Origin of the sequence: Micromonospora sp. NPDC002389, assembly GCF_040296095.1 — a bacterium.
Lineage (GTDB): Bacteria > Actinomycetota > Actinomycetes > Mycobacteriales > Micromonosporaceae > Micromonospora.
Window position 1 is genome coordinate 1 of sequence record NZ_JBEOWP010000027.1, and the last position, 21,781, is coordinate 21,781.

18 protein-coding genes, 1 rRNA gene and 1 pseudogene are annotated in these 21,781 nt (G+C 73.6%); 18 read left to right on the plus strand and 2 right to left on the minus strand.

What is annotated here, in order from left to right; translation table 11 throughout:
* The 4 genes and pseudogenes from rrf to ABT008_RS29295 all read left to right on the plus strand — a co-directional run.
* Positions 1 to 97, plus strand: a 5S ribosomal RNA gene (gene rrf, locus ABT008_RS29280); the annotation flags it as partial.
* Positions 98 to 305: 208 nt separating this feature from the next.
* Positions 306 to 2,012 (plus strand): hypothetical protein, encoded by a 1,707-nt coding sequence (locus ABT008_RS29285; RefSeq protein WP_350700374.1) that lies wholly within the window; start codon positions 306 to 308, stop codon positions 2,010 to 2,012.
* Positions 1,979 to 2,884 (plus strand): annotated as a pseudogene (locus tag ABT008_RS29290) (tetratricopeptide repeat protein); the annotation flags it as partial. The gene ABT008_RS29285 and the pseudogene ABT008_RS29290, both read left to right, overlap by 34 nt.
* Positions 2,885 to 3,069: 185 nt before the next feature.
* Complete coding sequence (locus tag ABT008_RS29295) at positions 3,070 to 4,089, plus strand: HAD-IIA family hydrolase (protein WP_350700376.1); 1,020 nt, start codon at positions 3,070 to 3,072, stop codon at positions 4,087 to 4,089.
* A gap of 42 nt (positions 4,090 to 4,131) precedes the next feature.
* On the opposite strand, the gene ABT008_RS29300 is transcribed toward ABT008_RS29295, so the two are convergent.
* On the minus strand, positions 4,132 to 4,470 hold the full coding sequence (locus ABT008_RS29300) for an SCP2 sterol-binding domain-containing protein (RefSeq protein ID WP_350700378.1): 339 nt from the start codon (positions 4,468 to 4,470) through the stop codon (positions 4,132 to 4,134).
* Between the two features lie 113 nt (positions 4,471 to 4,583).
* Between ABT008_RS29300 and ABT008_RS29305 the strand changes: the two genes are divergently transcribed.
* From ABT008_RS29305 to ABT008_RS29365, 13 genes are all read left to right on the plus strand, one after another.
* Positions 4,584 to 5,222 carry a phasin family protein gene (locus ABT008_RS29305; protein ID WP_350700379.1) on the plus strand — a complete coding sequence of 213 codons (639 nt, stop codon included), beginning with the start codon at positions 4,584 to 4,586 and terminating at the stop codon, positions 5,220 to 5,222.
* A gap of 103 nt (positions 5,223 to 5,325) precedes the next feature.
* The gene (locus ABT008_RS29310; protein WP_350700381.1) at positions 5,326 to 5,547 is read left to right on the plus strand and encodes a hypothetical protein; all 222 of its coding nucleotides are present in this window, start codon (positions 5,326 to 5,328) and stop codon (positions 5,545 to 5,547) included.
* A 15-nt stretch (positions 5,548 to 5,562) separates the two neighbouring features.
* Positions 5,563 to 6,423 carry a TlyA family RNA methyltransferase gene (locus ABT008_RS29315; RefSeq protein WP_350700383.1) on the plus strand — a complete coding sequence of 287 codons (861 nt, stop codon included), beginning with the start codon at positions 5,563 to 5,565 and terminating at the stop codon, positions 6,421 to 6,423.
* A gap of 82 nt (positions 6,424 to 6,505) precedes the next feature.
* Positions 6,506 to 7,390, plus strand: a complete 885-nt coding sequence (locus ABT008_RS29320; protein ID WP_350700385.1) for an NAD kinase — start codon at positions 6,506 to 6,508, stop codon at positions 7,388 to 7,390.
* Between the two features lie 57 nt (positions 7,391 to 7,447).
* Complete coding sequence (gene recN / locus ABT008_RS29325; RefSeq protein ID WP_350700386.1) at positions 7,448 to 9,205, plus strand: DNA repair protein RecN; 1,758 nt, start codon at positions 7,448 to 7,450, stop codon at positions 9,203 to 9,205.
* 119 nt (positions 9,206 to 9,324) lie between these two features.
* Positions 9,325 to 10,503 (plus strand): putative cytokinetic ring protein SteA, encoded by a 1,179-nt coding sequence (gene steA, locus ABT008_RS29330; protein WP_131054654.1) that lies wholly within the window; start codon positions 9,325 to 9,327, stop codon positions 10,501 to 10,503.
* Between the two features lie 27 nt (positions 10,504 to 10,530).
* Positions 10,531 to 11,472, plus strand: coding sequence for a copper transporter (locus tag ABT008_RS29335; RefSeq protein ID WP_350700388.1), 942 nt, complete (start codon positions 10,531 to 10,533; stop codon positions 11,470 to 11,472).
* 96 nt (positions 11,473 to 11,568) lie between these two features.
* Complete coding sequence (locus ABT008_RS29340) at positions 11,569 to 12,429, plus strand: hypothetical protein (RefSeq protein WP_502890520.1); 861 nt, start codon at positions 11,569 to 11,571, stop codon at positions 12,427 to 12,429.
* Between the two features lies 1 nt (position 12,430).
* Positions 12,431 to 14,080 (plus strand): murein biosynthesis integral membrane protein MurJ, encoded by a 1,650-nt coding sequence (gene murJ, locus ABT008_RS29345; RefSeq protein ID WP_350700390.1) that lies wholly within the window; start codon positions 12,431 to 12,433, stop codon positions 14,078 to 14,080.
* A gap of 52 nt (positions 14,081 to 14,132) precedes the next feature.
* On the plus strand, positions 14,133 to 15,296 hold the full coding sequence (locus ABT008_RS29350; protein WP_350700392.1) for a glycosyltransferase family 4 protein: 1,164 nt from the start codon (positions 14,133 to 14,135) through the stop codon (positions 15,294 to 15,296).
* Positions 15,296 to 17,569: a hypothetical protein gene (locus ABT008_RS29355; RefSeq protein ID WP_350700394.1), complete on the plus strand. Its 2,274-nt coding sequence runs from the start codon at positions 15,296 to 15,298 to the stop codon at positions 17,567 to 17,569. Before ABT008_RS29350 ends, ABT008_RS29355 begins: the two co-directional genes overlap by 1 nt.
* 137 nt (positions 17,570 to 17,706) lie before the next feature.
* Positions 17,707 to 19,440 carry a CTP synthase gene (pyrG, locus tag ABT008_RS29360; RefSeq protein ID WP_350700396.1) on the plus strand — a complete coding sequence of 578 codons (1,734 nt, stop codon included), beginning with the start codon at positions 17,707 to 17,709 and terminating at the stop codon, positions 19,438 to 19,440.
* Positions 19,437 to 20,054: an NUDIX domain-containing protein gene (locus ABT008_RS29365; RefSeq protein ID WP_350700398.1), complete on the plus strand. Its 618-nt coding sequence runs from the start codon at positions 19,437 to 19,439 to the stop codon at positions 20,052 to 20,054. The genes pyrG and ABT008_RS29365 overlap by 4 nt, the downstream gene beginning before the upstream one ends.
* A 58-nt stretch (positions 20,055 to 20,112) precedes the next feature.
* On the opposite strand, the gene ABT008_RS29370 is transcribed toward ABT008_RS29365, so the two are convergent.
* Positions 20,113 to 20,442: an NINE protein gene (locus tag ABT008_RS29370; protein WP_350700399.1), complete on the minus strand. Its 330-nt coding sequence runs from the start codon at positions 20,440 to 20,442 to the stop codon at positions 20,113 to 20,115.
* Positions 20,443 to 20,660: 218 nt separating this feature from the next.
* Here ABT008_RS29370 and ald point away from each other — a divergent pair, with 218 nt between their 5' ends.
* Positions 20,661 to 21,776 (plus strand): alanine dehydrogenase, encoded by a 1,116-nt coding sequence (gene ald, locus ABT008_RS29375; RefSeq protein WP_350700401.1) that lies wholly within the window; start codon positions 20,661 to 20,663, stop codon positions 21,774 to 21,776.
* Positions 21,777 to 21,781 lie beyond the last annotated feature (5 nt).

Below are 21,781 nucleotides of genomic sequence, written 5' to 3' on the forward strand. Positions count from 1 at the left end.
GGAAACGCCCGGCAACATTCCGAACCCGGAAGCTAAGCCCTCCAGCGCCGATGGTACTGCACCCGGGAGGGTGTGGGAGAGTAGGACACCGCCGGGCACACGTTACAGTCGAGGGCCTCCCGGAATCGGGACGGCCCTCGACTGCGTTGCGTCGTGGAACGACGTATTCAGGAAGGATGTACCAGTGAGTTCTGGACCTCAGGGCGGAGACCGTCCCCGGGGCTACGAGGGCCGGCCCGGCGACCGTGACGGCGACAACCGCCGTGGCGACCGTCCGTCGTACCGCGACGAGCGCGGTCGGGAGCGTGACTCCCGCGACGGTGGACGTGGCGCCGGCGGTTACGGTGCTGACCGTTCCCGGTCCGGTGGCTTCCGTCGGGACGGCGACCGTCGTGAGGGCGGCTACCGAGGCGGCGACCGGGGTACCGGCGGCGGTTTCGGTGGTGGCGACCGACGTGGCTCCGGCGGCGACCGGGACGGCTTCCGTGGCGAACGCGGCTCCGGCGGCTTCCGTGGCGAGCGGCGTGAGGGCGGGTTCGGCGAGCGTCGCCAGGGCGACGACCGGCCGGGCTACCGCCGCGACAACGACCAGCGCGGCACGGGCGCCCGAGGTGACCGGCCTACCGGTGGCTTCCGCGACAGTGACCGTGGCTCCGGCGGCTACCGGGGGGACCGTCGTGAGGGCGGCTTCCGTGGCGGCGATCGCCGGGAAGGCGGCTTCCGGCCGGACCGTCGTGACGGTGGCGACCGTCGTGAGGGTGGCTTCCGTAGCGACCGCCGGGACGGCGACAGCCGGGACAGCGGCTTCCGCAGCGACCGCCGGGACGGTGGCGGTGATCGTCGTGAAGGCGGATTCCGCGGTGGTGACCGTCGTGAAGGCGGGTTCCGTGGCAACGACCGTCGTGAGGGTGGCTTCCGGCCGGAGCGTCGCGACGGTGGCGGCGGTCGTGAGGGCGGCTTCCGTGACGGTGAGCGTCGCGAGGGCGGTTTCCGGAGCGGTGACCGTCGTGAGGGCGGCTTCCGGCCGGAGCGTCGCGATGGTGGTGACCGTCGTGAGGGTGGTTTCCGCAGCGACCGCCGGGACGGCGACCGTCGTGAGGGCGGGTTCCGTGGTGACCGCCGTGACAGCGGATTCCGGGGCGAGCGCCGCGACGGTGAGCGTCGCGAGGGCGGTTTCAGCCGCGGTTCCGAGGACCGGGGTGGTTTCCGCAGCGACCGTCGCGACGGTGACCGTCGTGAGGGCGGTTTCCGTGGCAACGACCGTCGTGAGGGTGGCTTCAGGGACGGCACCTCGCGCGGTCCGGCACGTGACTACGGCTCCGGTGACCGTCGTGAGGGCGGGTACCGGGCGGATCGACGGGACGAGGGCTCTCGCCGGGGTGGCGACGACCGCCGTCAGGGCGACGGCGGTGGCTATCGGCGTACCGAGGGCGGCTTCGGCGGCGGTGCACGCCGGGAGGGCAGCGCACGCGACGGTGACCGCCGTGAGGGCGGTTTCCGTGGCAACGATCGCCGTGAGGGCGGCTTCCGGCCGGACCGCCGGGACGGTGACCGTCGTGAGGGCGGTTTCCGTGGCGGTGACCGTTCGGAAGGTGGTTTCCGTGGCGGTGAGCGTCGCGAGGGCGGCTTCCGGGGCGGCGACCGTCGCGAAGGTGGCTTCCAGGGCGAGCGTCGTGAGGGTGGTTTCCGCTCCGGCGACCGTCGCGAAGGTGGTTTCCGGGGCAACGACCGCCGTGAAGGCGGCTCGGGCTTCCGGGACGGCGAGCGCCGCGACGGCGGGTTCCGCCGTGGGGCGGACGAGCGTGGTGACGAGCGCCGGGACCGTGGCTTCCGTGACGACCGGGATCGGCGTGACGGGTCCGACCAGTCCGAGGGGCGTACGCCGGCGCCGGTGCTGCCGGACGAGATCGTCGCGACCGACCTGGACAAGGACGTACGCGCCGAGCTGCTGTCGCTGTCGAAGGGGGTCGCGGACACCGTGGCCCGGCACCTCGTGGCGACCGGGCAACTGATCGACGAGGACCCCGCCGAGGCGCTGGCCCACGCGATGGCCGCCCGTCGGCTGGCGTCCCGGATCGCGGCTGTTCGCGAGGCGGTCGGCCTGGCCGCGTACCACTCGGGCGAATGGCAGACGGCGATTGCGGAACTGCGGACCTACCACCGGATGAGTGGGGTGCAGAGCCACATCGCGGTCCTCGCGGACTGTGAGCGGGCGCTGGGCCGGCCCGAACGGGCCATCGACCTGTTCCGTGGTGCCGAGCAGGAGAAGCTGGAGGCGGCCGTCGCCATCGAGCTGCTGATCGTGGCCGCCGGTGCGCGAGGCGACCTCGGGCAGCGGGACGCGGCAGTGGCCATGCTCCAGGTGCCCGAACTCACCACCGACACGGCCCAGCCGTGGACGGCCCGGCTGCGGTACGCGTACGCGGACGCGCTGTTGGCGGTGGACCGTCGGGCCGAGGCCCGGGAGTGGTTCTCCCGTGCGGCCGAGGTCGACGCCGAGGCGGAGACCGACGCGGCGGAGCGGCTGCTCGAACTCGACGGCGTGGTCATCGAGGGCGACGACGAGGACGAGGCCACCGAGGAACTGGTCGCCGGTCCCGGTGCTCCGGGTGCGGTACCGGCCCGGCCGGACAGCGAGCTGACCGAGGACGAGTGCCCCGAAGAGGTCGACGCGGCCGAGGGCGAGGTCAGCGGCGATCGTGCCGAGGACTACGCGATCGAGGACGAGGACGCGGACGACGACGGTGCCGAGATCACCGGTGGCGTCGGCGCCGGGGACGCCTCTGATGCCGCCGAGGCCCTGACCGGGGACGAGACCTCGGCCGAGGGGCCGGCGGATCGAGTCGCCGACCAGGCGGTGGGAGACGAGGCTGCGGCGGACCGGGTCGGGACGGACCGGACGGCGGACGACGAGGCCGGGGACGACCGGGTCGTGGCCGTCGAGGCGACGTCGCGCGATGACGAGGTCGTCGAGGCGGATGTCGTGGAGGCGTCCGGGGCTCCGGCGGCGAGCGGTGTCGGTGAGTCGTCTGCGACGGACGGCGAGCGGGCCGAGGAGAACGAACGGCGATGAGCGGTGACGGGGAGCGGCTGGTCGACGGGTACGCCCTGGTCGTCTTCGACCTGGACGGGGTGATCTATCTGATCGACCGGCCGATCCCCGGCGCGGTCGAGGCGGTCGCCCGGCTGCACGGCGAGGGCCGGGCGGTGGCGTACGCGACGAACAACGCCTCGCGCCGACCGGCCGACGTGGCCGACCTGCTCACCGGGATGGGCGTACCGGCCCGGCCGGAGGAGGTGCTGACCAGCGCGGCCGCCGCCGCCCAGTTGTTGGGGGAGCGGTTGCCGGCCGGCGCCCCAGTGCTGGTGGTGGGTGCCGAGGCGCTGCGGGCGGAGATCCGCGAGGTGGGCTTGACCCCGGTCTCCGGTGCCGACGACGCGCCGGTCGCGGTGATCCAGGGGTACGGCCCGCAGGTCGGCTGGACCGACCTGGCCGAGGCGGCGGTGGCGGTACGCGGCGGGGCCGCGTGGATCGCCACCAACACCGACCGGACGCTGCCCAGTGGACGGGGACCGCTGCCGGGCAACGGTTCGCTGGTCGCCGCGCTGGCGACCGCGTTGAACCGACAGCCCGACGAGGTGGTGGGCAAACCGTCGCCGGAGTTGTTCGCCACCGCCGCGCGGCGGGCGGGCGAGGGCCGGTCCCTGGTGGTCGGTGACCGGCTGGACACCGACATCGAGGGCGCCAACCGGGCGGGGCTGGACAGCCTGCTGGTGCTCACCGGCGTCAGCGACGTACCCGAGTTGCTCGCCGCACCGCCGGACCGTCGCCCGACGGCCGTGGCCTGGGACCTGACCGGGCTCTTCGAGCCCACTGCGGTGGTGCGGGTGCCGGCGGCCGGTGCGGAGCACGGCGGCTGGCGCGTCACGACCGGCCCGGACGTGTGGGAGTTGACCGGCAGGGGTCGACCGCTGGACGCGCTCGCGGCGCTCTGCGCCGTGGCGTGGGAGCGTCGGCCGGACGGTGTGCCGCGCGCGGGTTCGCCGGCGGCGGCGACGGCGCTGGAGGCTCTCGGCCTGACCGGCTGACCCGCGCACCATCCACATCCCGGCGCGGCGCGTGCGGGATCGTCAGAGCAGCTTGCGCAGTTTCATCAGGTCGAACGGGTTGGCCTTGATCGCGACGCGTCGGCCGGCCACCGCGCGGGTGACGTCGAGGTCGCCGCGTACCAGGGCGATCAGGTCGTCGCTGGTGGTGGTCATGGCGATCTTCGCCTTGGGATCGTCGCCGTCGGTCAGCCCGATCAGCCGTCCACCGGTGAGCCGACCGTGGAAGGCGGTCTCCAGGTCGCTGATCCGGCAGGCCAGGGTGCGGTCCAGGTCGACGTGCTCGCGGACGGTCTCCGCGTTGCGGTCCAGCCGCGCGGCCAGATCCTGCAACGCCTGCCGACACTCGTCCACGGTGGCCACCGTCGCCTCCTCGTCTCACACCTCGTCGTACTCCGGGCACCGTACCGCACGGGACGCCGCCCGCGGCCCGGTAGCGTGGCACCTGCCGGAACCGCGGGTGAAAGGACTCAGGCATGCAGGACGCGTGGCGCGCCTACCTCGAACTGGCCATGGGCCTGACGGAGGCGCCCCGGAAGAAGGCGCAGGACGCGGTACGCCGGTTGGCCGGCTCGACCGGTGCGACCGCCGCGCAGCTCCAGACGTTGGCCGAGGAGTTGCGCTCGACCGGTGCGGAGAACCGGGAGGCGCTGACCAAGCTGGTGCGGTTCGAGGTCGAACGCGCGCTCGGCGCGGTGGGGCTGGCCACCGCCGACGAGGTCGAGGAGTTGGAGCGGCGGGTACGCGAGCTGGAACGCCGGCTGCGCGCGATGGCCGACACCGCCGTACGCTCCCCGGTCTCCGGCGGCCCGGAGGGCGGCACGCCCGCCGACGTGGCGGCCGAGGCCGCCGAGACTGCGGCGGCGGCTCCGCCGACCGGCGCGGCGGCCGGGCCGGCTGCGGCGAAGAAGGCGGTCGCCAAGAAGGCCGTGGCGAAGAAGGCCGGTGCGCTGCCGTTCCCGGAGGATCAGCCGGTGGCGAAGAAGGCGGTGGCGAAGGTCGCGAAGAAGGCGGTGGCGAAGAAGACGCCGGGCTCGGTGGCGCGTCCCGCCGACGGCGACGCGCCGGCCCGACCGGCGAAGGCCACCCGCCCTCGCCCGGACACCGCGCCGTGACCGGCGTTCGCTCGCGTCGCCCCGGGCCGTCTCAGGCGGCCGGAGGGCGGCGAGGCGTCGGGTCGGGTGCGGTGACCCGCGCGACGCGGGCCGGAGGACGGCGGTGAGCGTGTCGCCGCGGCCCGGGCCGCCACCGCCCCGTCCGGGTCCGCCACCGCAGTCGTGGTCCGGTGACGGCGCCGACGACGGGGGACACCCAGCGGTGGACGCCGCCGTGCAGGCGATGGCGAACGCCGCGAACCTCGCCCCGGCCGACCAGATCGCCCAGTACGAGGCCGCGTACCAGACGTTGCGGGAAACGCTCGCCACCATCGACCAGGCCTGAGGAGGCCGTCCACCCATGGCACGTCGTAACCGGTTGGACGCCGAACTCGTCCGCCGTGGTCTGGCCCGCTCGCGGGAGCAGGCCGCCGATCTGGTGGAGGCCGGTCGGGTACAGCTTCGCGGGGTGGTGGCCCGCAAGGCCGCCGCGATGGTCGACCCCGCCGACCCGCTTCTGGTCACCGGCGCCGATCCCACCTCCGAGTACGTGTCCCGGGGCGGACACAAACTGGCCGGTGCGCTCGCCGCGTTCGCCCCCGGTGGGCTGACCGTGACCGGCCGGCTGTGCCTGGACGCCGGGGCGTCCACCGGAGGCTTCACCGACGTGCTGTTGCGGGCGGGCGCGGCCGAGGTGGTCGCGGTCGACGTCGGCTACGGCCAGCTCGCCTGGTCACTGCGGACCGACGAGCGGGTCCGGGTCCTGGAACGGACGAACGTCCGGACGCTGACCGCCGAGGCGATCGGTGGGCAGGTCGACCTGACCGTGGCCGACCTGTCGTTCATCTCGCTGCGGCTGGTGCTGCCGGCGTTGAGCGCCTGCACGGCCGCCGACGGCGACCTGGCGTTGATGGTCAAGCCGCAGTTCGAGGTGGGCCGGGAGCGGGTGGGTGCCGGTGGTGTGGTGCGGGACCCGGCGCTGCGCGCCGAGGCGGTGCTCGACGTCGCCGCGTCCGCCGCGACGCTGGGACTGGGGTTGGCGGAGCTGGCGGCCAGCCCGCTGCCCGGGCCGAGCGGCAACGTCGAGTTCTTCGTATGGTTACGCCGGGACGCGCCACCGGCCGATCCGGAACGGGTACGGGCCGTGGTGGCGGCCGGGCCCGGTGCTCCGGCGGCCGCCGGTGACGCGCGTGACGAGGTGACGAAGGAGGTGGCCGGGTGAGTGAGGGCAACTCCGCCACGGCGGGGGTACGTCCGCCGGGTGGTTCGACGCGACGGCCGACCCACGGTGGGCGGGACTTCCGGTGACCCGTACCGCACTGTTGGTGACCCACACGGGTCGCCGGCGCAGCACGGAACACGCGCGTACGGTCGCCGCCGACCTGATCGCCGCCGGCTTCGAGGTCCGGGTGGTGGCCGAGGAGGCCGAGGATCTCGACCTGCCGGGCGCGGTGCCGGTGACCGGGCCGGAGGCGGCCGAGGGCGCCGAGATCGTCTTCGCACTCGGTGGGGACGGCACGTTCCTACGCGCCGCCGAGCTGGCCCGGCCGGCGAAGGTGCCGCTGCTCGGCATCAACCTGGGCAAGGTCGGTTTCCTGGCCGAGGCGGAGATCGACGACCTGGACCTCGCGGTACGCGACGTGGTGGGTCGCAACTACAGCGTCGACGAACGGTTGACCCTGGACGTCACCGCCGAGTTCGACGGTGGGCCGACGATCGAGTCGTGGGCGCTCAACGAGATCAGCGTCGAGAAGGGCGAACGGGCCCAGATGCTGGAGCTGCTGGTCGACGTGGACGGTCGGCCACTGTCCCGGTACGGGTGCGACGGGGTGGTCTGCGCCACGCCGACCGGCTCGACGGCGTACGCCTTCTCCGGCGGCGGACCGGTGGTCTGGCCCGAGGTGGAGGCGCTGCTGCTGGTGCCGATCAGCGCGCACGCGCTGTTCAGCCGCCCGTTGGTGACCGCGCCCACCTCCACCTTCTCGATCACCGTGGACCCGTTCACCACGCTGGCGGTGCTCTGCTGCGACGGGCGGCGGGTCTACGACCTGCCGCCGGGCGCCCGGGTCACGGTGCGTCGCGGTGCCCTGCCGGTGCGGATCGTACGGCTGCGGGACCGGTCGTTCACCGACCGCCTGGTGGCCAAGTTCGACCTGCCGGTGCACGGTTGGCGAGGCAATCGCCGCTGACCCGGGTCGCCGCGCCGGCTGGTCAAGTGTCGGGCCACGCGTCTACTGTCGGGTGCTGTGCTGGAGGAGCTACGCATCACCGGACTGGGCGTCATCGAGGACACCACGCTGCCGCTTGCCGGTGGCATGAACGTCATCACCGGCGAGACCGGTGCCGGCAAGACGATGGTGGTCACCGGCCTGGGCCTGCTCTTCGGGGGCCGGGCCGATGCCGGGCGGGTGCGTGCCCAGCCCGGTCGGGCCGTCGTCGAGGGGCGCCTGCGTCTCACCGGTCGGGTCGCCGAATCGGTGCACGCCCGGATCACCGACGCCGGTGGCGAGCCCGACGACGACGGCGCGATGCTGCTGAGCCGTACGGTCACCGTGGAGGGTCGCTCCCGGGCGCACCTGGGCGGGCGGAGCATGCCGGTGTCGACGCTCGGCGAGGTGGGCGAGCAGGTGGTGGCCGTGCACGGCCAGTCCGACCAGTTGCGCCTGCTGCGTCCGGCCGAGCAGCGGGCCGCGTTGGACCGCTTCGCCGGGCCGGAGCACGAGAAGCTGCTGGAGGCCACGCGCGAGGCGTACACGCAGTGGCGTCGGGTGGTCGACGACCTGGCGGACCGGCGGCGTAACGCGCGGGAACGTCACCAGGAGGCGGATCTGCTGCGGCTGGGGCTCGACGAGATCACCCGGGTCGACCCGCAGGCCGGTGAGGACGACGAGCTCAAGACCGAGGCGCAGCGGCTGGAGCACGCCGAGGGGCTGCGGACCGCGGCGCAGGTGGCGCACCAGTGCGTGGCCGGCGGGTTGGAGGCCACCGACGACACCACGGACGCCTCGGCGCTGCTCGGCACCGCCCGGCGGACGCTGGAGGCACAGGCCGGCACCGATCCGGCCCTGGGTGAGTTGGCGGCCCGCCTGGAGGAGGCGGCGACCCTGGTCGCCGACGTGTCGGTGGAGTTGTCGACGTACCTCACCGGGCTGGACGCCGACCCGGCCCGGTTGCAGAGTATCTATGAGCGCCGGGCCGCGCTGCGGGCGCTGACCCGCAAGTACGCCGACGACGTCGACGGGGTGATCGCCTGGGCCGAGCGGGCCCGGACCCGACTGTCCGACCTGGACATCTCCGACGAGGTCCTCGAGGAGCTGGATCGGGAGGCGTCCCGGCTGGCCGGTGAGGTGGCCGAGTTGGCCGGCCGGTTGTCGGCGTCCCGCCAGGAGGCGGCGGTGCGCTTCGCCGAGCAGGTGACCGTCGAGCTGGCCGGGCTGGCCATGCCGCACGCCCGCGTCGAGGTGGCGGTGCTGCCCCGACCGGCCGGACGGGCCGAGCCCACGTTGCCGGTCAACGGGGTGGAGGTCGGTGTCGGGCCGGACGGCGGCGACGAGGTCGAGCTGCGGCTGCTGGCCCACCCCGGTGCGCCGTCGTTGCCGTTGCAGCGGGGCGCGTCCGGCGGTGAGTTGTCCCGGGTGATGCTCGCCATCGAGGTCGTCTTCGCCGGCTCGGGTGGGCCGCCCACGCTGGTCTTCGACGAGGTCGACGCGGGGGTCGGCGGTCAGGCGGCGGTGGAGATCGGGCGTCGGCTGGCCCGGCTGGCCCGCAGCCACCAGGTGCTGGTGGTGACGCACCTGCCGCAGGTGGCCGCGTTCGCCGATCGGCATCTGGTGGTGGCGAAGGACACCGGCGGCGCGGTGACCACCAGTGGGGTGCGGGTGGTGGAGGACACCGAGCGGGCCCGGGAACTGGCCCGGATGCTGGCGGGTTTGCCGGACTCGGATCTGGGTATCGCCCACGCGGAGGAGTTGTTGGCCGTCGCGGCCCGAGAACGGCGGTCGTGACGACCGTCATTGTGAGCGGAGGCACACCGGCCTTCGCCCATCTGTGCTTCCCTGGGTAGGCGGCCCTGCTCAGGCATGTCGCGACAGATTCGCCTGCCTCACATGCCAGGATGGTCACGATGCGTCTACCCACGTTGCGCCGGACCCGGAACGCGGAACCGGGACGAATCCTCGGCACCGCTCGCCTCGATCGCCGGACGAAACGCCTGGTCGGTCGGCTCCGCCCCGGTGACATCGCGGTGATCGACCATGTCGATCTGGACCGGGTCGCCGCCGACTCGCTGGTCGCCGTGGGCGTCGGCGCGGTCCTCAACGCCAAGCCGTCGGTCTCCGGCCGCTATCCCAACCTCGGTCCGGAGGTGCTCGTCGCGGCGGGCATCCCGCTCCTGGACGATCTCGGTGAGGGCGTCTTCGAACGGATCCGCGAGGGCGACACCGTGCGGATCGAGGGCAACACCGTCTATCTCGGCGACGAGCCGCTGGCGCACGGCAGCCTGCAGGACGCCGAGAGCGTGGCCAAGGCGATGAGCGACGCCCGGGAGGGCCTGTCGGTGCAGTTGGAGGCGTTCGCCGCCAACACCATGGACTACCTCAAGCAGGAACGTGACCTGCTGCTCGACGGTGTCGGCGTACCGGACATCGCCACCGAGATCCAGGGCCGGCACTGCCTGATCGTGGTGCGGGGCTACGACTACAAGGCCGACCTGGACGTGCTGCGCCCGTACATCCGGGAGTTCAAGCCGGTGCTGATCGGCGTCGACGGCGGAGCCGACGCGCTGGTCGAGGCGGGTTACACGCCAGACATGATCATCGGTGACATGGACTCGGTCACCGACGACGTGCTGCGCTGTGGCGCCGAGGTGATCGTGCACGCGTACCCGGACGGCCGGGCTCCCGGCCTGCCCCGGGTCAACGGCCTGGGGGTGCCGGCGGTGACCTTCCCTGCCGCCGCCACCAGCGAGGACCTCGCCATGCTGCTGGCCGACGAGAAGGGCGCCTCGCTGATCGTGGCGGTGGGCACCCACGCCACCCTGGTCGAGTTCCTGGACAAGGGGCGCGGCGGCATGGCGTCGACGTTCCTCACCCGGCTCAAGGTCGGTGGCAAGCTGGTCGACGCCAAGGGTGTGAGCCGGCTCTACCGGCAGAGCATCTCGGGTTCCTCGCTGTTGCTGCTGGTGCTGTCGGCGGTGGCGGCGATGGCCTCGGCGGTGGCGGTGTCCACCGTCGGCAAGGCGTATTTGGGCGTGGTCTCCGAGTGGTGGGACAATTTTGTGTTCCAGCTCGGCCAGCTCTTCTAGCTCCCGATCGATCAAGAGGCTGCAAGCGTGATCAACTTCCGGTACCACGTGGTGTCCCTGACCGCGGTCTTCCTCGCGTTGGCGATCGGCCTGGTCGTCGGCACAGCCGCCCTCAACGGCCCGGTCGCGGATTCGCTCAAGGAGACCGTCAACTCGCTGCGCAAGGACAACCAGCAGATGCGCCAGACGGTCCAGAACATGCAGCGGGAGCTGGAGCTGGAGGAGGAGTTCGCGGCCGAGATGGCCCAGGTGATGCTGCCGGGCAAGCTGACCGGCAAGCGGGTGCTGGTGCTCAGCCTGCCCACCGGCCGGGACCACACCGAGGGCGTGGTGAACATGCTGGAGCTGGCGAACGCCGACGTCATCGGGCGGATCGACCTGCAGGACAAGTTCATCAACCCGGAGAACAACAACAACCTGCTGGAGCTGGCGGTCACCGCGGCCCGGCCCACCAGCGCGCCGACCGGTGGACTGCCCGGCAACGGGCACGGTGTGGAGACCTCCAGCGCCCTGCTGGCCACCGTGCTGCTGGACCAGCCGACCGGCGCCGAGCCGGTCACCGAGGCCGACCGGCGGGCGGTGGTGACCGCGTACGGCAACGCGAACTACCTGACCGCCGCCGACCGGATCACCAACTCCGCCGAGGCGGTCGTGGTGGTCAGCGGCCAGCCGTACGTGGACAAGGACTCCGCCAAGAAGGACGAGTCGGTGGTGAAGATCGCCGAGCAGTTCGACCGCGCCGGCGGCATCGTGGTCGCCGGTAACGGCTTCACCGGCGGCAACCTGGTCTCCTTCGTCCGGGGCGACGCGGTGCTGGCGCAGACCATCTCCACCGTCGACAACGCCAACACCGTCCAGGGACAGCTGGTCACCTCGCTGGCCGTCGTGCAGCAGCTCAACGAGCGCAAGGCCGGCCAGTACGGCGTGGGCGACAACGTCGACGGGCTGCTGCCTAAACTGCCCCAGTGAGTCGACGGGACACCCCGGGTGTCCGATTCGACGATGTCCGCCCGCCGACCGGCGGAGCAGACGGCGTGAACGAGCGAGGTGAGCTGGGGCGTGGGCATGCTCGGTCGACTGTTGGCGGCGGGGGTCGGTGTGGCTGCCGCCCGGTACGCGCTGCGTGAGATCCGTACCTCCCCGGCCGGGCCGACCCTGGCGCGGACAAACTTCCGCGGCCGTACGGTGACGCTGGCGGCCGGGCCGGCCCTCGCGGCGGGTGCCTCCGGCGCGGCGGCCTGCGGTGCGCCCAGCGTGCCGGCGGGCGCGGCGGCGCTGGTGGCCGGGCTCGGGGCCGGTGCCGTCGGGCTCTACGACGACGTGGTCGGTGCCCGGCCCGAGCAGAAGGCGGACAAGGGCTTCGCGGGACACCTCGCCGCCCTGCGGCAGGGGCGGGTCAGCGCCGGCCTGGTCAAGGTCGTCGGGGTGGGTGCGGCCGGTCTGGGCGCCGCCGCGCTGCTCGCCGCCGACCCCCGGGTGGCCGGGCACCGTGGCCGACGTCGCCAGGGCGGGCTGGGCCGGACCGTGGACGTGCTGCTCGGCGCCGGTGTGGTGGCCGGCACCGCCAACCTGCTCAACCTGCTCGACCTGCGCCCCGGGCGGGCGTTGAAGTCGGGCCTGCTGCTCGGCACGCCGCTGGTCGGTGGCGCGACCGGTGGGATCGCCGCCGGTGCGGTGGGTGCCGCCGCCGGGCTGCTCCCCGCCGACCTCGACGAGGACGTGATGGTCGGCGACAGTGGCGCCAACGCCCTCGGTGCCGTGCTCGGTGTGGCGCTGGCCGCCCGCACCGGCCCGGTCGGCCGGGCCGGGATCCTGGCGGTGCTGGCCGGACTGACGGCGGCCAGCGAGAAGGTCAGCTTCACCGCCGTCATCGCGCGTACCCCGGGCCTGCGTGAACTCGACGCGCTGGGCCGTCGCGACGACTGACGTGAGCAGACCGGCACCCCTCGCCGGCGCCGGCCGGGTGGCCGGGGCAGCCGCGCTGATCGCCGTACTCACCGTGGTCAGTCGGCTGGCCGGGTTCGGCCGTACCGCCGTCTTCACCTGGGTGGTGCAGGACAGCGACCTGGGCGCGATGTACGTGATCGCGAACACCGTCCCCAACATCATCTTCGAGATCGTGGCCGGTGGGGCGCTGGCCAGCCTGGTCGTACCGCTGCTGGCCGGTGCGGTCGCGGCGGGTGACCGGCGGGCCGTGGCGGCGACCACCGGCGCGCTGCTGACCTGGACGGTGACGCTGCTGGTGCCGCTGGCGGTGCTGGTGGCCCTGGGCGCCGACCAGATCGTGTCGGTGTTCCACAGCCGCAGCCCGGAGGAGTTGGCGGCCGGGGCCCGGATGCTGCGGGTCTTCGCGCCGCAGGTGCCGCTGTACGGCATCGGCATCGTGCTGACCGGCGTGCTCCAGGCACACCGCCGCTTCGCCTGGCCGGTGATCGCGCCGCTGCTGTCCAGCCTGACGGTGATCGTGGCGTACCTCGTCTTCGCCGCGGTGGCCGGTACCGGGGCGAGCGTGGCGCAGGCGGGTCGGGGCGCCGAGCTGATCCTGTCCGGCGGCACCACGCTCGGTGTGGTGGTGCTGTCGCTGTCGCTGCTGATCCCGTTGCGGCGGCTGCGCCTGCGGCTGCGTCCCGGGTACGGCTTCCCGGCCGACGCGCGGGCGCGGGTGGGTGGTCTGGTCACCGCCGGCGTGGTCACCGTCACCGCCCAGCAGGTGGCCACGCTGGTGATCCTCTATCAGATCTCCGGCGGCCGGACCGAGGCCCCGCAGGTGTTCAACCTGGCGCAGACGTTCTACCTGCTGCCCTGGGCGGTGTTGGCGGTGCCGCTGGCCACGGCCGCGTACCCGACGTTGGCCGAGACGGCGGCCGGCGGCGACGAGGACGGCTATCGCGACACCCTGTCCGGGACGGTGCGCGCGGTGCTGCTCTCCAGTTGCCTCGGCGCGGCGGCGCTGGTCGGGGTGGCCGGTCCGATCGGCCGGTTCTTCCCGTTGGACGCCTCCGCCACCGCCACGGCGGTGGCCGGGTTCGCGCCGGGACTGCTCGGGTACGGGCTGTTCGCGGTCCTGTCCCGGGCCCTGTACGCGCGCGGCGCGACCCGGGAGGCCACCGTCGCGATCAGTGCCGGTTGGCTGGCGGTCACGCTCGGTACGCTGCCGTTGGCGGCACTGCTCCCGACGGCCGACCGGGTGCTCGCCGTCGCCCTGGCCAACTCGGCCGGCATGTTGCTGCTGGGCGGGCTGCTGCTGGTGGCCGTACGGCGCGCGGCCGGTGCGGCGGCGCTGGCCGGTGCCGTCCGGGCCGGTGCCGCCGGGGTGTTGGCGGGTGCGACGGCGGCCCTCGCGGCGCTGGTGCTGCTCGGCTGGCTGGGCGGGACCCCGACGCGGTCGGTGGCACTCGTGCAGGGCATGCTGTCCGGAGTCCTGGTCGTCGTCGTCTTCCTCGGCGTGGTCTGGTTGGTCGACCGACGGGACCTGCGGCCACTGCTGACCGGATTGCGTCGACGCCTCCGCCGGACCCGGAGCAGCGGCGGGCGAGCGGACGGAAAGGCAAGCGCGAACGGAGGGCGTAACCGGTGAGCGCGAGGAGTGAGCTTGCGAGCCCCGCAGTCGCGAACGGAGGGCGTAACCGGTGAGCGCGAGGGGTGCGGATGCCCGGTGGGGCACGGTGGTGCTGGTGCTCGCCTCCAGCACCGGTGGGGTCGGGCAGCATGTCCGGGCCGTGGCCCGTGGGCTGACGGCGGCCGGTGAGTCGGTGTTGGTCTGCGGGCCAGCGGCGACCCAGGACCAGTTCGACTTCGTCGGGGCCGGGGCCCGCTTCGCGCCGGTGGAGATCCCGGCCAGCCCGACGCCGGGTGACGTCCGCGCGATCACCGCGTTACGTCGGGCGCTGGCCGGCGAGCAGGTCGCCGTGGTGCACGCGCACGGGCTGCGCGCCGGGTTGGTCGCGGTGATCGCCCGCCCGGCCGCCCCGCTGGTGGTCACCTGGCACAACGCGGTGCTCGCCGGTGGGCTGCGGGGCAGTCTGTCCCGGTGGGCCGAGAAGATGGTGGCCCGGGGGGCCCGGGTGACGCTCGGGGCCTCCGCCGACCTGGTGGCCCGGGCCGTCGGGCTCGGCGCCGGGGATGCCCGGCTCGCCCCGGTGGCCGCTCCCGAGTTGCCCGCGCCGCGCCGGGGCCGGGCCGCCGTCCGCGCCGAGTTCGGGGTGTCCGCCGACCAGCCGTTGATCCTCTCGGTCGGTCGGCTGCACCCGCAGAAGCGGTACGACGTGCTGGTGGACGCCGCCGCCCGGTGGCGGGAGCGGGTTCCGCCGCCGGTCGTGGTGATCGCCGGGAGTGGTCCGGCGTACCTGCCCTTGGCCGCCCGGATCAGTGCCGCGCGGGCGCCGGTGACGTTGCTCGGGCACCGCACCGACGTGGGCGACCTGCTGGCCGGGGCGGATCTGGCGGTGGTGACCAGCGACTGGGAGGCCCGCCAACTGTTCGCGCAGGAGGCGCTGCGGGCCGGCGTACCGCTGGTGGCGACCGCGGTGGGTGGCCTGCCGGATCTGGTCGGGGACGCTGCGGTGCTGGTGCCGCCGGGCGACGTCGATGCGGTCGACGCGGCGGTCGGTGACCTGCTCGACGATGCACCGCGCCGGGCCGAGCTGGGCCGCCAGGGTGCCGTGCGGGCCGAGACGTGGCCCACCGAGGCGCAGACCGTGGCCCAGTTGGTCGCGCTCTACGCCGAGTTGAGGCCGGGCCGGGCCGGGCCGGCGACGCCCGACGCCGACACGCCGTCGACGGGACGCCGGTGATGCTGCGCCGAATCGCACCGATTCTGCTGACCCTGGTCGTGGTGGCGCTCGGCGTCACCGTGCTGGCGGCCCGTCCGGAGAGCCCGCCGCCCCGGCAGAGCGCCGACTACGTGGTGCTGGTCGGGGTGGCCGGGCTGCGGTGGGAGGACGTGGACGCGCAGCGCACGCCGACGCTGTGGCGGATGGCGCAGGACGGCTCGATCGGTTCGTTGTCGGTGCGGTCGGTGTACCGGCCCACCTGCCCGGTGGACGGGTGGCTGACACTCGGCGCGGGCGGCTTCGCCGCCTGGGGCGGGGGCCCGACCGACGGCCTGTGTCCGCCCGTGGACGTGACGGTGGACCAGCCCGACGGCATCGGCGCGAACCTGCCGCAGCAGGAGAGCGTGGTGCTGCGTAACCAGGAGCGGCTGCCGTGGGGCACGGTGCCCGGCGCGCTGTCGGAGTCGGTGCGCTGCTCGGTGGCGGTCGGCCCGGGTGCGGCGGTGGCCGCCGCGCGGCCGTTCGGCCGGGTCGACCGGTACGCGCCGACGCTGCCGGAGGATCCGGCCGAGCTGCTCGGTTCCTGCGTGCTCAGCATCGTCGACCTCGGCACCGTCGAGGGCGAGGACGAGGCGTCCCGGTCGGCGGCGGCCCGTGCGGCCGACGCGCAGTTGGCCCGGGTGCTGGCCGGCCGGCCGCCGCGGTCCCTGGTGATCGTGGCCGGGGTCTCCGACACCGAGCGGCCCTCCCGGCTGCACGTGGCCGTCGCCGACGGTCCCGGCTGGGAGGAGGGCTGGCTGACCTCGCCCAGCACCGGCCGGCAGGGCTACCTGCAACTGATCGACCTGGCGCCGACCGCGCTGGCGGCCCTGGGCCGACCGATGCCGGACCGGCCGTTCCTCGGTCGGCCCGCCGAGTCGGTCGGTGGCCGTCCGGCCGATCTGGCGGCGGCGATCGCCGAGCCCTCCGACGCGGACCGGGAGGCCGCCGCGCAGCGGCAGGTGGCGGGTGGGTTCTTCACGCTGCTGGCCGCCGTGCAGGTGGCGCTCGCCCTGGCGGTGCTGCCGCTGCTGCGTCGGGCCCGCCGGCACGCCGGGCCGTACGGGCCGAAGCCGGTGTCCCGGCGGGTGGTGGCGGTGGTGGAGCTGTTGCTGGTGGCGGCGGCGCTGGCCATCCCGGCGGCCCTGCTCGCCGAGGCGGTGCCGTGGTGGCGCAACGTGTACCCGGCGGCCTCGTTCGCCGGGCTGACCGTGGTGCTGCTGGCGGCGGCGACGTTGCTGGTGCGGCTGACGCCGGGGTACGGCACCACGTTGGGGCCGCTGGGCGCGGTGGCCGGGCTCACCACGCTGGCCGTCGGCCTGGACGTGGTCACCGGGGCCCGGCTCCAGCTCAACGGCGTGATCGGGTACTCCGCGCTGGAGGGCGGCCGGTACGCCGGGCTGGGCACCGTGGGACTCGGGGTGTTCGTGGCCGGCGCACTGCTGACCGGTGGTTGGCTCGCCCAGCAGGTCCGCCGGGCGTGGCGCCCGATGGTGATGGTGGTGGTGGGCGGTGCCGCCGTGGTGGTGGTCGGCAGCGCGTACCTGGGTGCCGACTCGATCGGTGCGATCGCGTTGACCGCCGGGGTGAGCGTCGCGGCGGCGATCAGCGCGGGCGGCTGGCTGACGCTGACCCGGTTGGCCTGGGCGACGATGGCCGGGCTGGCGGTGATGGTCGGGTTCGCGGTGGTGGACCTGGGCCGTCCACCGGCCGATCGCGGCAGCCTGGGCCGGTTCCTCGCGGCGCTCGGCGACGGCACCGGCGGGCTGACCGTGCAGCGGTCCAGCGCCTCGAACATCGACACCCTGCTGAACAGCCCGCTGACCGTGCTGGCACTGGCCGGCGCGTTGCTGGTCTGGTTCGCGCTGCTCCAGCCGTGGGGCGGGCTGATGCGGCTGTTCGGCATCTATCCGGCGATCCGGGCGGCGATGGCGGGCACCGGCGTGGCGGTCGGCATCGGCGGGGTGCTGAGCGCGGCGGCGCTGGACGTGGCCGGGGCCGCGGCGGCCGTGGTGGTGCCCATGGCGGCACTGTCCGCGCTGCGGGTGCTGGACCACTCGGCGGACCGCACCCGGCCGGCCACCGACCGGCCGTCCGACGTCATCCGGTCCGACGACCGCACGGGCGACGCGGCCACCTCGGGCGATGCGGGCGCCACGCGTGCTCCCGCCGAGGACGCTGCCGGGGCCGGTACCGAGGGTGAACGCGGGCGTGGCCGGGCGGTACGGTCGTCGACCGAGGTCGCGACCGGGTGACCCGGGGGCCGTACCTCGGGTGCGGCCCGGGAGCGCCTCAGGCGAGGTGTTACCGTGGAATCCCGTGGATCGCGTGATCACTTCGCTGATCGGCTCGGCGGTCTGCACGACCGCGACGGACGACACGGGAGCAGGCCTTGGCCCCTTCAGCACGGACGACCAGGCACATTTTCGTCACCGGGGGCGTCGCCTCCTCGCTGGGTAAGGGGCTGACCGCCTCCAGCCTCGGCAATCTGCTCACCGCGCGGGGACTGCGCGTGGTGATGCAGAAGCTCGACCCGTACCTGAACGTCGACCCCGGCACCATGAACCCGTTCCAGCACGGCGAGGTGTTCGTGACCGAGGACGGCGCCGAGACCGACCTGGACGTCGGTCACTACGAGCGCTTCCTGGACCGGGCCCTGTCCGGCAAGGCGAACGTCACCACCGGCCAGATCTACTCGGACGTGATCGCCAAGGAGCGGCGCGGGGAGTACCTGGGCGACACCGTCCAGGTGATCCCGCACATCACCAACGAGATCAAGTCGCGGATCCTGGCAATGGCCGACCCGGACGACGACGGCCGTACCCCGGACGTGGTGATCACCGAGGTGGGCGGCACGGTCGGCGACATCGAGTCGCTGCCGTTCCTGGAGGCGATCCGGCAGGTCCGCCACGACCTGGGCCGGGACAACTGCTTCTATCTGCACGTCTCGCTGGTGCCGTACCTGGCGCCCTCGGGCGAGCTGAAGACCAAGCCGACCCAGCACTCGGTGGCGCAACTGCGCAACATCGGTATCCAGCCCGACGCCATCGTCTGCCGCTCGGACCGGGAGATCCCGGACAAGCTCAAGCACAAGCTGTCGCTCTACTGCGACGTCGACGCCGAGGCGGTCATCGCGGCCCCGGACGCGCCCAGCATCTACGACATCCCCAAGGTGCTGCATCGGGAGGGACTCGACGCGTACGTGGTGCGCCGGCTCGGGCTCTCCTTCCGGGACGTGGACTGGGAGGGCTGGGACGACCTGCTGGAGCGGGTGCACCAGCCCCGCCGCACGGTCACCGTGGCGCTGGTCGGCAAGTACGTCGACCTGCCGGACGCGTACCTGTCGGTCAGCGAGGCGATCCGGGCGGCGGGCTTCGGTAACCGGGCCCGGGTGCAGTTGCGCTGGGTGCCCAGCGACGACTGCGTCACCCCGGCGGGCGCGGCGGCGGCCCTGGCCGGCGTCGACGGCATCGTCATCCCCGGCGGGTTCGGCGTCCGGGGCATCGAGGGCAAGATCGGCACCGCCCGGTACGCGCGGGAGAACGGCGTCCCGCTGCTCGGGCTCTGCCTCGGCCTGCAGTGCATGACCATCGAGGTGGCCCGGCACCTGGCCGGGCTGGACGGCGCCAACTCCCTGGAGTTCGACTCCGAGGCCGTGCACCCGGTCATCGCCACCATGGCCGAGCAGGAGGACATCGTGGCCGGCAAGGGCGACCTGGGCGGCACCATGCGGCTGGGCGCGTACCCGGCGGCGCTCGCCGAGGGGTCGATCGTCGCCGAGGCGTACGGCAGCACCGAGGTCAGCGAGCGGCACCGGCACCGGTACGAGGTGAACAACGCCTACCGGGACCAGCTCGCCAAGGCCGGACTGCGGATCTCGGGCACCTCGCCGGACGGGCGGCTGGTCGAGTTCGTCGAGCTGGACCGCGAGCTGCATCCGTTCTTCGTGGCCACCCAGGCCCACCCGGAGCTGAAGAGCCGCCCCACCCGGCCGCACCCGCTGTTCGCCGCGTTCGTCCAGGCGGCGGTGGCGTACTCGCAGGCCGACCAGCTTCCGGTCGACCTGGACGGTGCCGAGCGGGCCGCGCGCAACGGCACCGCCCCGACGGTGCCCTCGGCGTCGTGAGCGACCCCGGCAGGGCGGTCGAGCACCGTTACGAGGTGCTCTCCCGCGAGGTGCAGTACCGCGGTCGCATCTTCGACGTGGTCACCGAACAGGTGAGCATGCCCGGCGGCGGGACGGCCCCCCGTGACCTGGTCCGCCACCTCGGCGCGGTGGCCGTGGTGGCGCTGGACGCCGCCGGCCAGGTGGTGCTGATCCGGCAGTACCGCCAGCCGGTCGGTCGGCGTCTGTGGGAGCTGCCGGCCGGGCTGACCGACGTCACCGGCGAGGACCCGGCGGTGACCGCCGCGCGGGAACTCGCCGAGGAGGTCGACCTGACCGCCGGGCGGCTCGACGTGCTGGTCGACGTCCACAGCTCGCCCGGGTTCACCGACGAACTGGTCCGGGTCTTCCTGGCCCGGGACCTCGGCGAGGTGCCGGTGGAGCAGCGGCACGACCGGCACGACGAGGAGGCCGACCTCCAGATCGTCCGGATCGACCTGGACGAGGCGGTCGGCATGGTGCTGGCCGGCGAGATCACCAACGGGCCGTGCGTGGCCGGGCTGCTGGCCGCCGCCCGCGCCCGCGACGCCGGCTGGTCGGTCCTGCGCCGGGCGGATACCCCGCTGCCGGGCTGAGGCAGTACGCGACGAGGGGCCGTGCGGCGAACCGCACGGCCCCTGCGTGATTCCGTCGTCAGTCGCGCAGCGGGCGTCCCTCTGCGTCGGTACCACCGTTGACCAGGATCAGGATGCCGTCGATCAGGCCCCACAGGCTGCCGATACCGAGGGTGCAGAGGCTCACGACGAGCTGCAGCACCGCGATCTTGATGTGGCCCGTGTAGAACCGGCCAGCGCCGAGGCCGCCGAGCAGGATACCGAGGAGGCCCGCGACGACCTTGCTCTTGTCGGAAACGCCCTGGGGGTACCCGGGCTGATAGGGGGGAGTAGTCATGAGGCGACACGATAGTGATCCACACCGACGCTGTCCGCACCGGTAGGCACCACGTGGGACGATGACGGCCAATACTGTCCTGTCGGCTGAGGAGGACCCAGCCGGTGGGCTGCCCGTACACCTGACACATCGTCAGGGTTCGCGGCCACCGGATGTCATGGTGCAGGCTCCCCCGACGTACGGGTACGCCTAAACTGCCGCCCACGGGACCGGTCGACCGTAGCGGCAAAGGGGCCGCCGCGGCACCGCCCAGTCGGGGGAGAGCGGTCCCCGGAGAGAGGGTCTGCATCGTGAAGGTCGGCATCCCACGCGAGGTCAAGAACCACGAGTACCGGGTGGCGATCACGCCCGCGGGCGTCAACGAGTTCACCCGCGGCGGCCACCAGGTCTTCGTCGAGGCCGGTGCCGGGGTCGGGTCCAGCATCACCGACGAGGAGTTCACCGCCGCCGGCGCCAAGATCCTGGACACCGCCGACGAGGTGTGGGACGCGGCGGACCTGGTGCTCAAGGTGAAGGAGCCGGTCGCCGAGGAGTACCACCGGATGCGCGAGGGGCAGGTCCTCTTCACCTACCTGCACCTGGCCGCCTCGCGGGACTGCACCCAGGCGCTGCTCGACCGCAAGGTCACCGGCATCGCGTACGAGACGGTCGAGCTGCCGGACCGCTCCCTGCCACTGCTCGCCCCGATGTCCGAGGTGGCCGGCCGGCTCGCCCCGCAGGTCGGCGCGTTCTATCTGATGCGGACCGGTGGCGGTCGGGGCGTGCTGCCCGGCGGCGTCTCCGGCGTGTACGCGGCGAAGACCGTGGTCATCGGTGCCGGGGTCTCCGGCATGAATGCCGCCGCGATCGCGCTGGGCCTGCAGTCCGAGGTGCTGCTGCTGGACAAGAACGTCGGCCGGTTGCGGCAGGCCGACGCCATCTACCGTGGACACCTGCAGACCGTCGCCTCCAACGCGTATGAGATCGAACGGGCCGTGCTCGACGCGGACCTGGTCATCGGCGCGGTGCTGGTGCCCGGCGCCAAGGCCCCGAAGTTGATCTCCAACGAGTTGGTCTCCCGGATGAAGCCCGGCAGCGTGCTGGTGGACATCGCCATCGACCAGGGCGGCTGCTTCGAGGACTCGCGGCCGACCACGCACGCCGAACCGGTCTACCGGGTGCACGAATCGATCTTCTACTGCGTGGCGAACATGCCCGGTGCGGTGCCGAACACCAGCACCTACGCGCTGACCAACGTCACTCTGCCGTACGCCCTCGAACTGGCCAACCACGGCTGGCGGGAGGCGTCGCGGCGCGACCCGGCACTGGCCCTGGGCCTGAACACTCACGCCGGTCAGGTCGTCTACGGCCCGGTGGCCGAGGCGCACGGCCTGCCCACCCTCGCGCTCACCGAGGCGCTGGCCTGAGGGGG

Excerpts from the sequence above, each read along its gene's own strand:
- steA (WP_131054654.1), top strand. The coding sequence starts at position 9,325 with ATGCGTCTACCCACGTTGCGCCGGACCCGGAACGCGGAACCGGGACGA.
- ABT008_RS29295 (WP_350700376.1), top strand. The coding sequence starts at position 3,070 with ATGAGCGGTGACGGGGAGCGGCTGGTCGACGGGTACGCCCTGGTCGTC.
- ABT008_RS29315 (WP_350700383.1), top strand. The coding sequence starts at position 5,563 with ATGGCACGTCGTAACCGGTTGGACGCCGAACTCGTCCGCCGTGGTCTG.
- ABT008_RS29355 (WP_350700394.1), top strand. The coding sequence starts at position 15,296 with ATGCTGCGCCGAATCGCACCGATTCTGCTGACCCTGGTCGTGGTGGCG.
- ABT008_RS29340 (WP_502890520.1), top strand. The coding sequence starts at position 11,569 with ATGCTCGGTCGACTGTTGGCGGCGGGGGTCGGTGTGGCTGCCGCCCGG.
- ABT008_RS29305 (WP_350700379.1), top strand. The coding sequence starts at position 4,584 with ATGCAGGACGCGTGGCGCGCCTACCTCGAACTGGCCATGGGCCTGACG.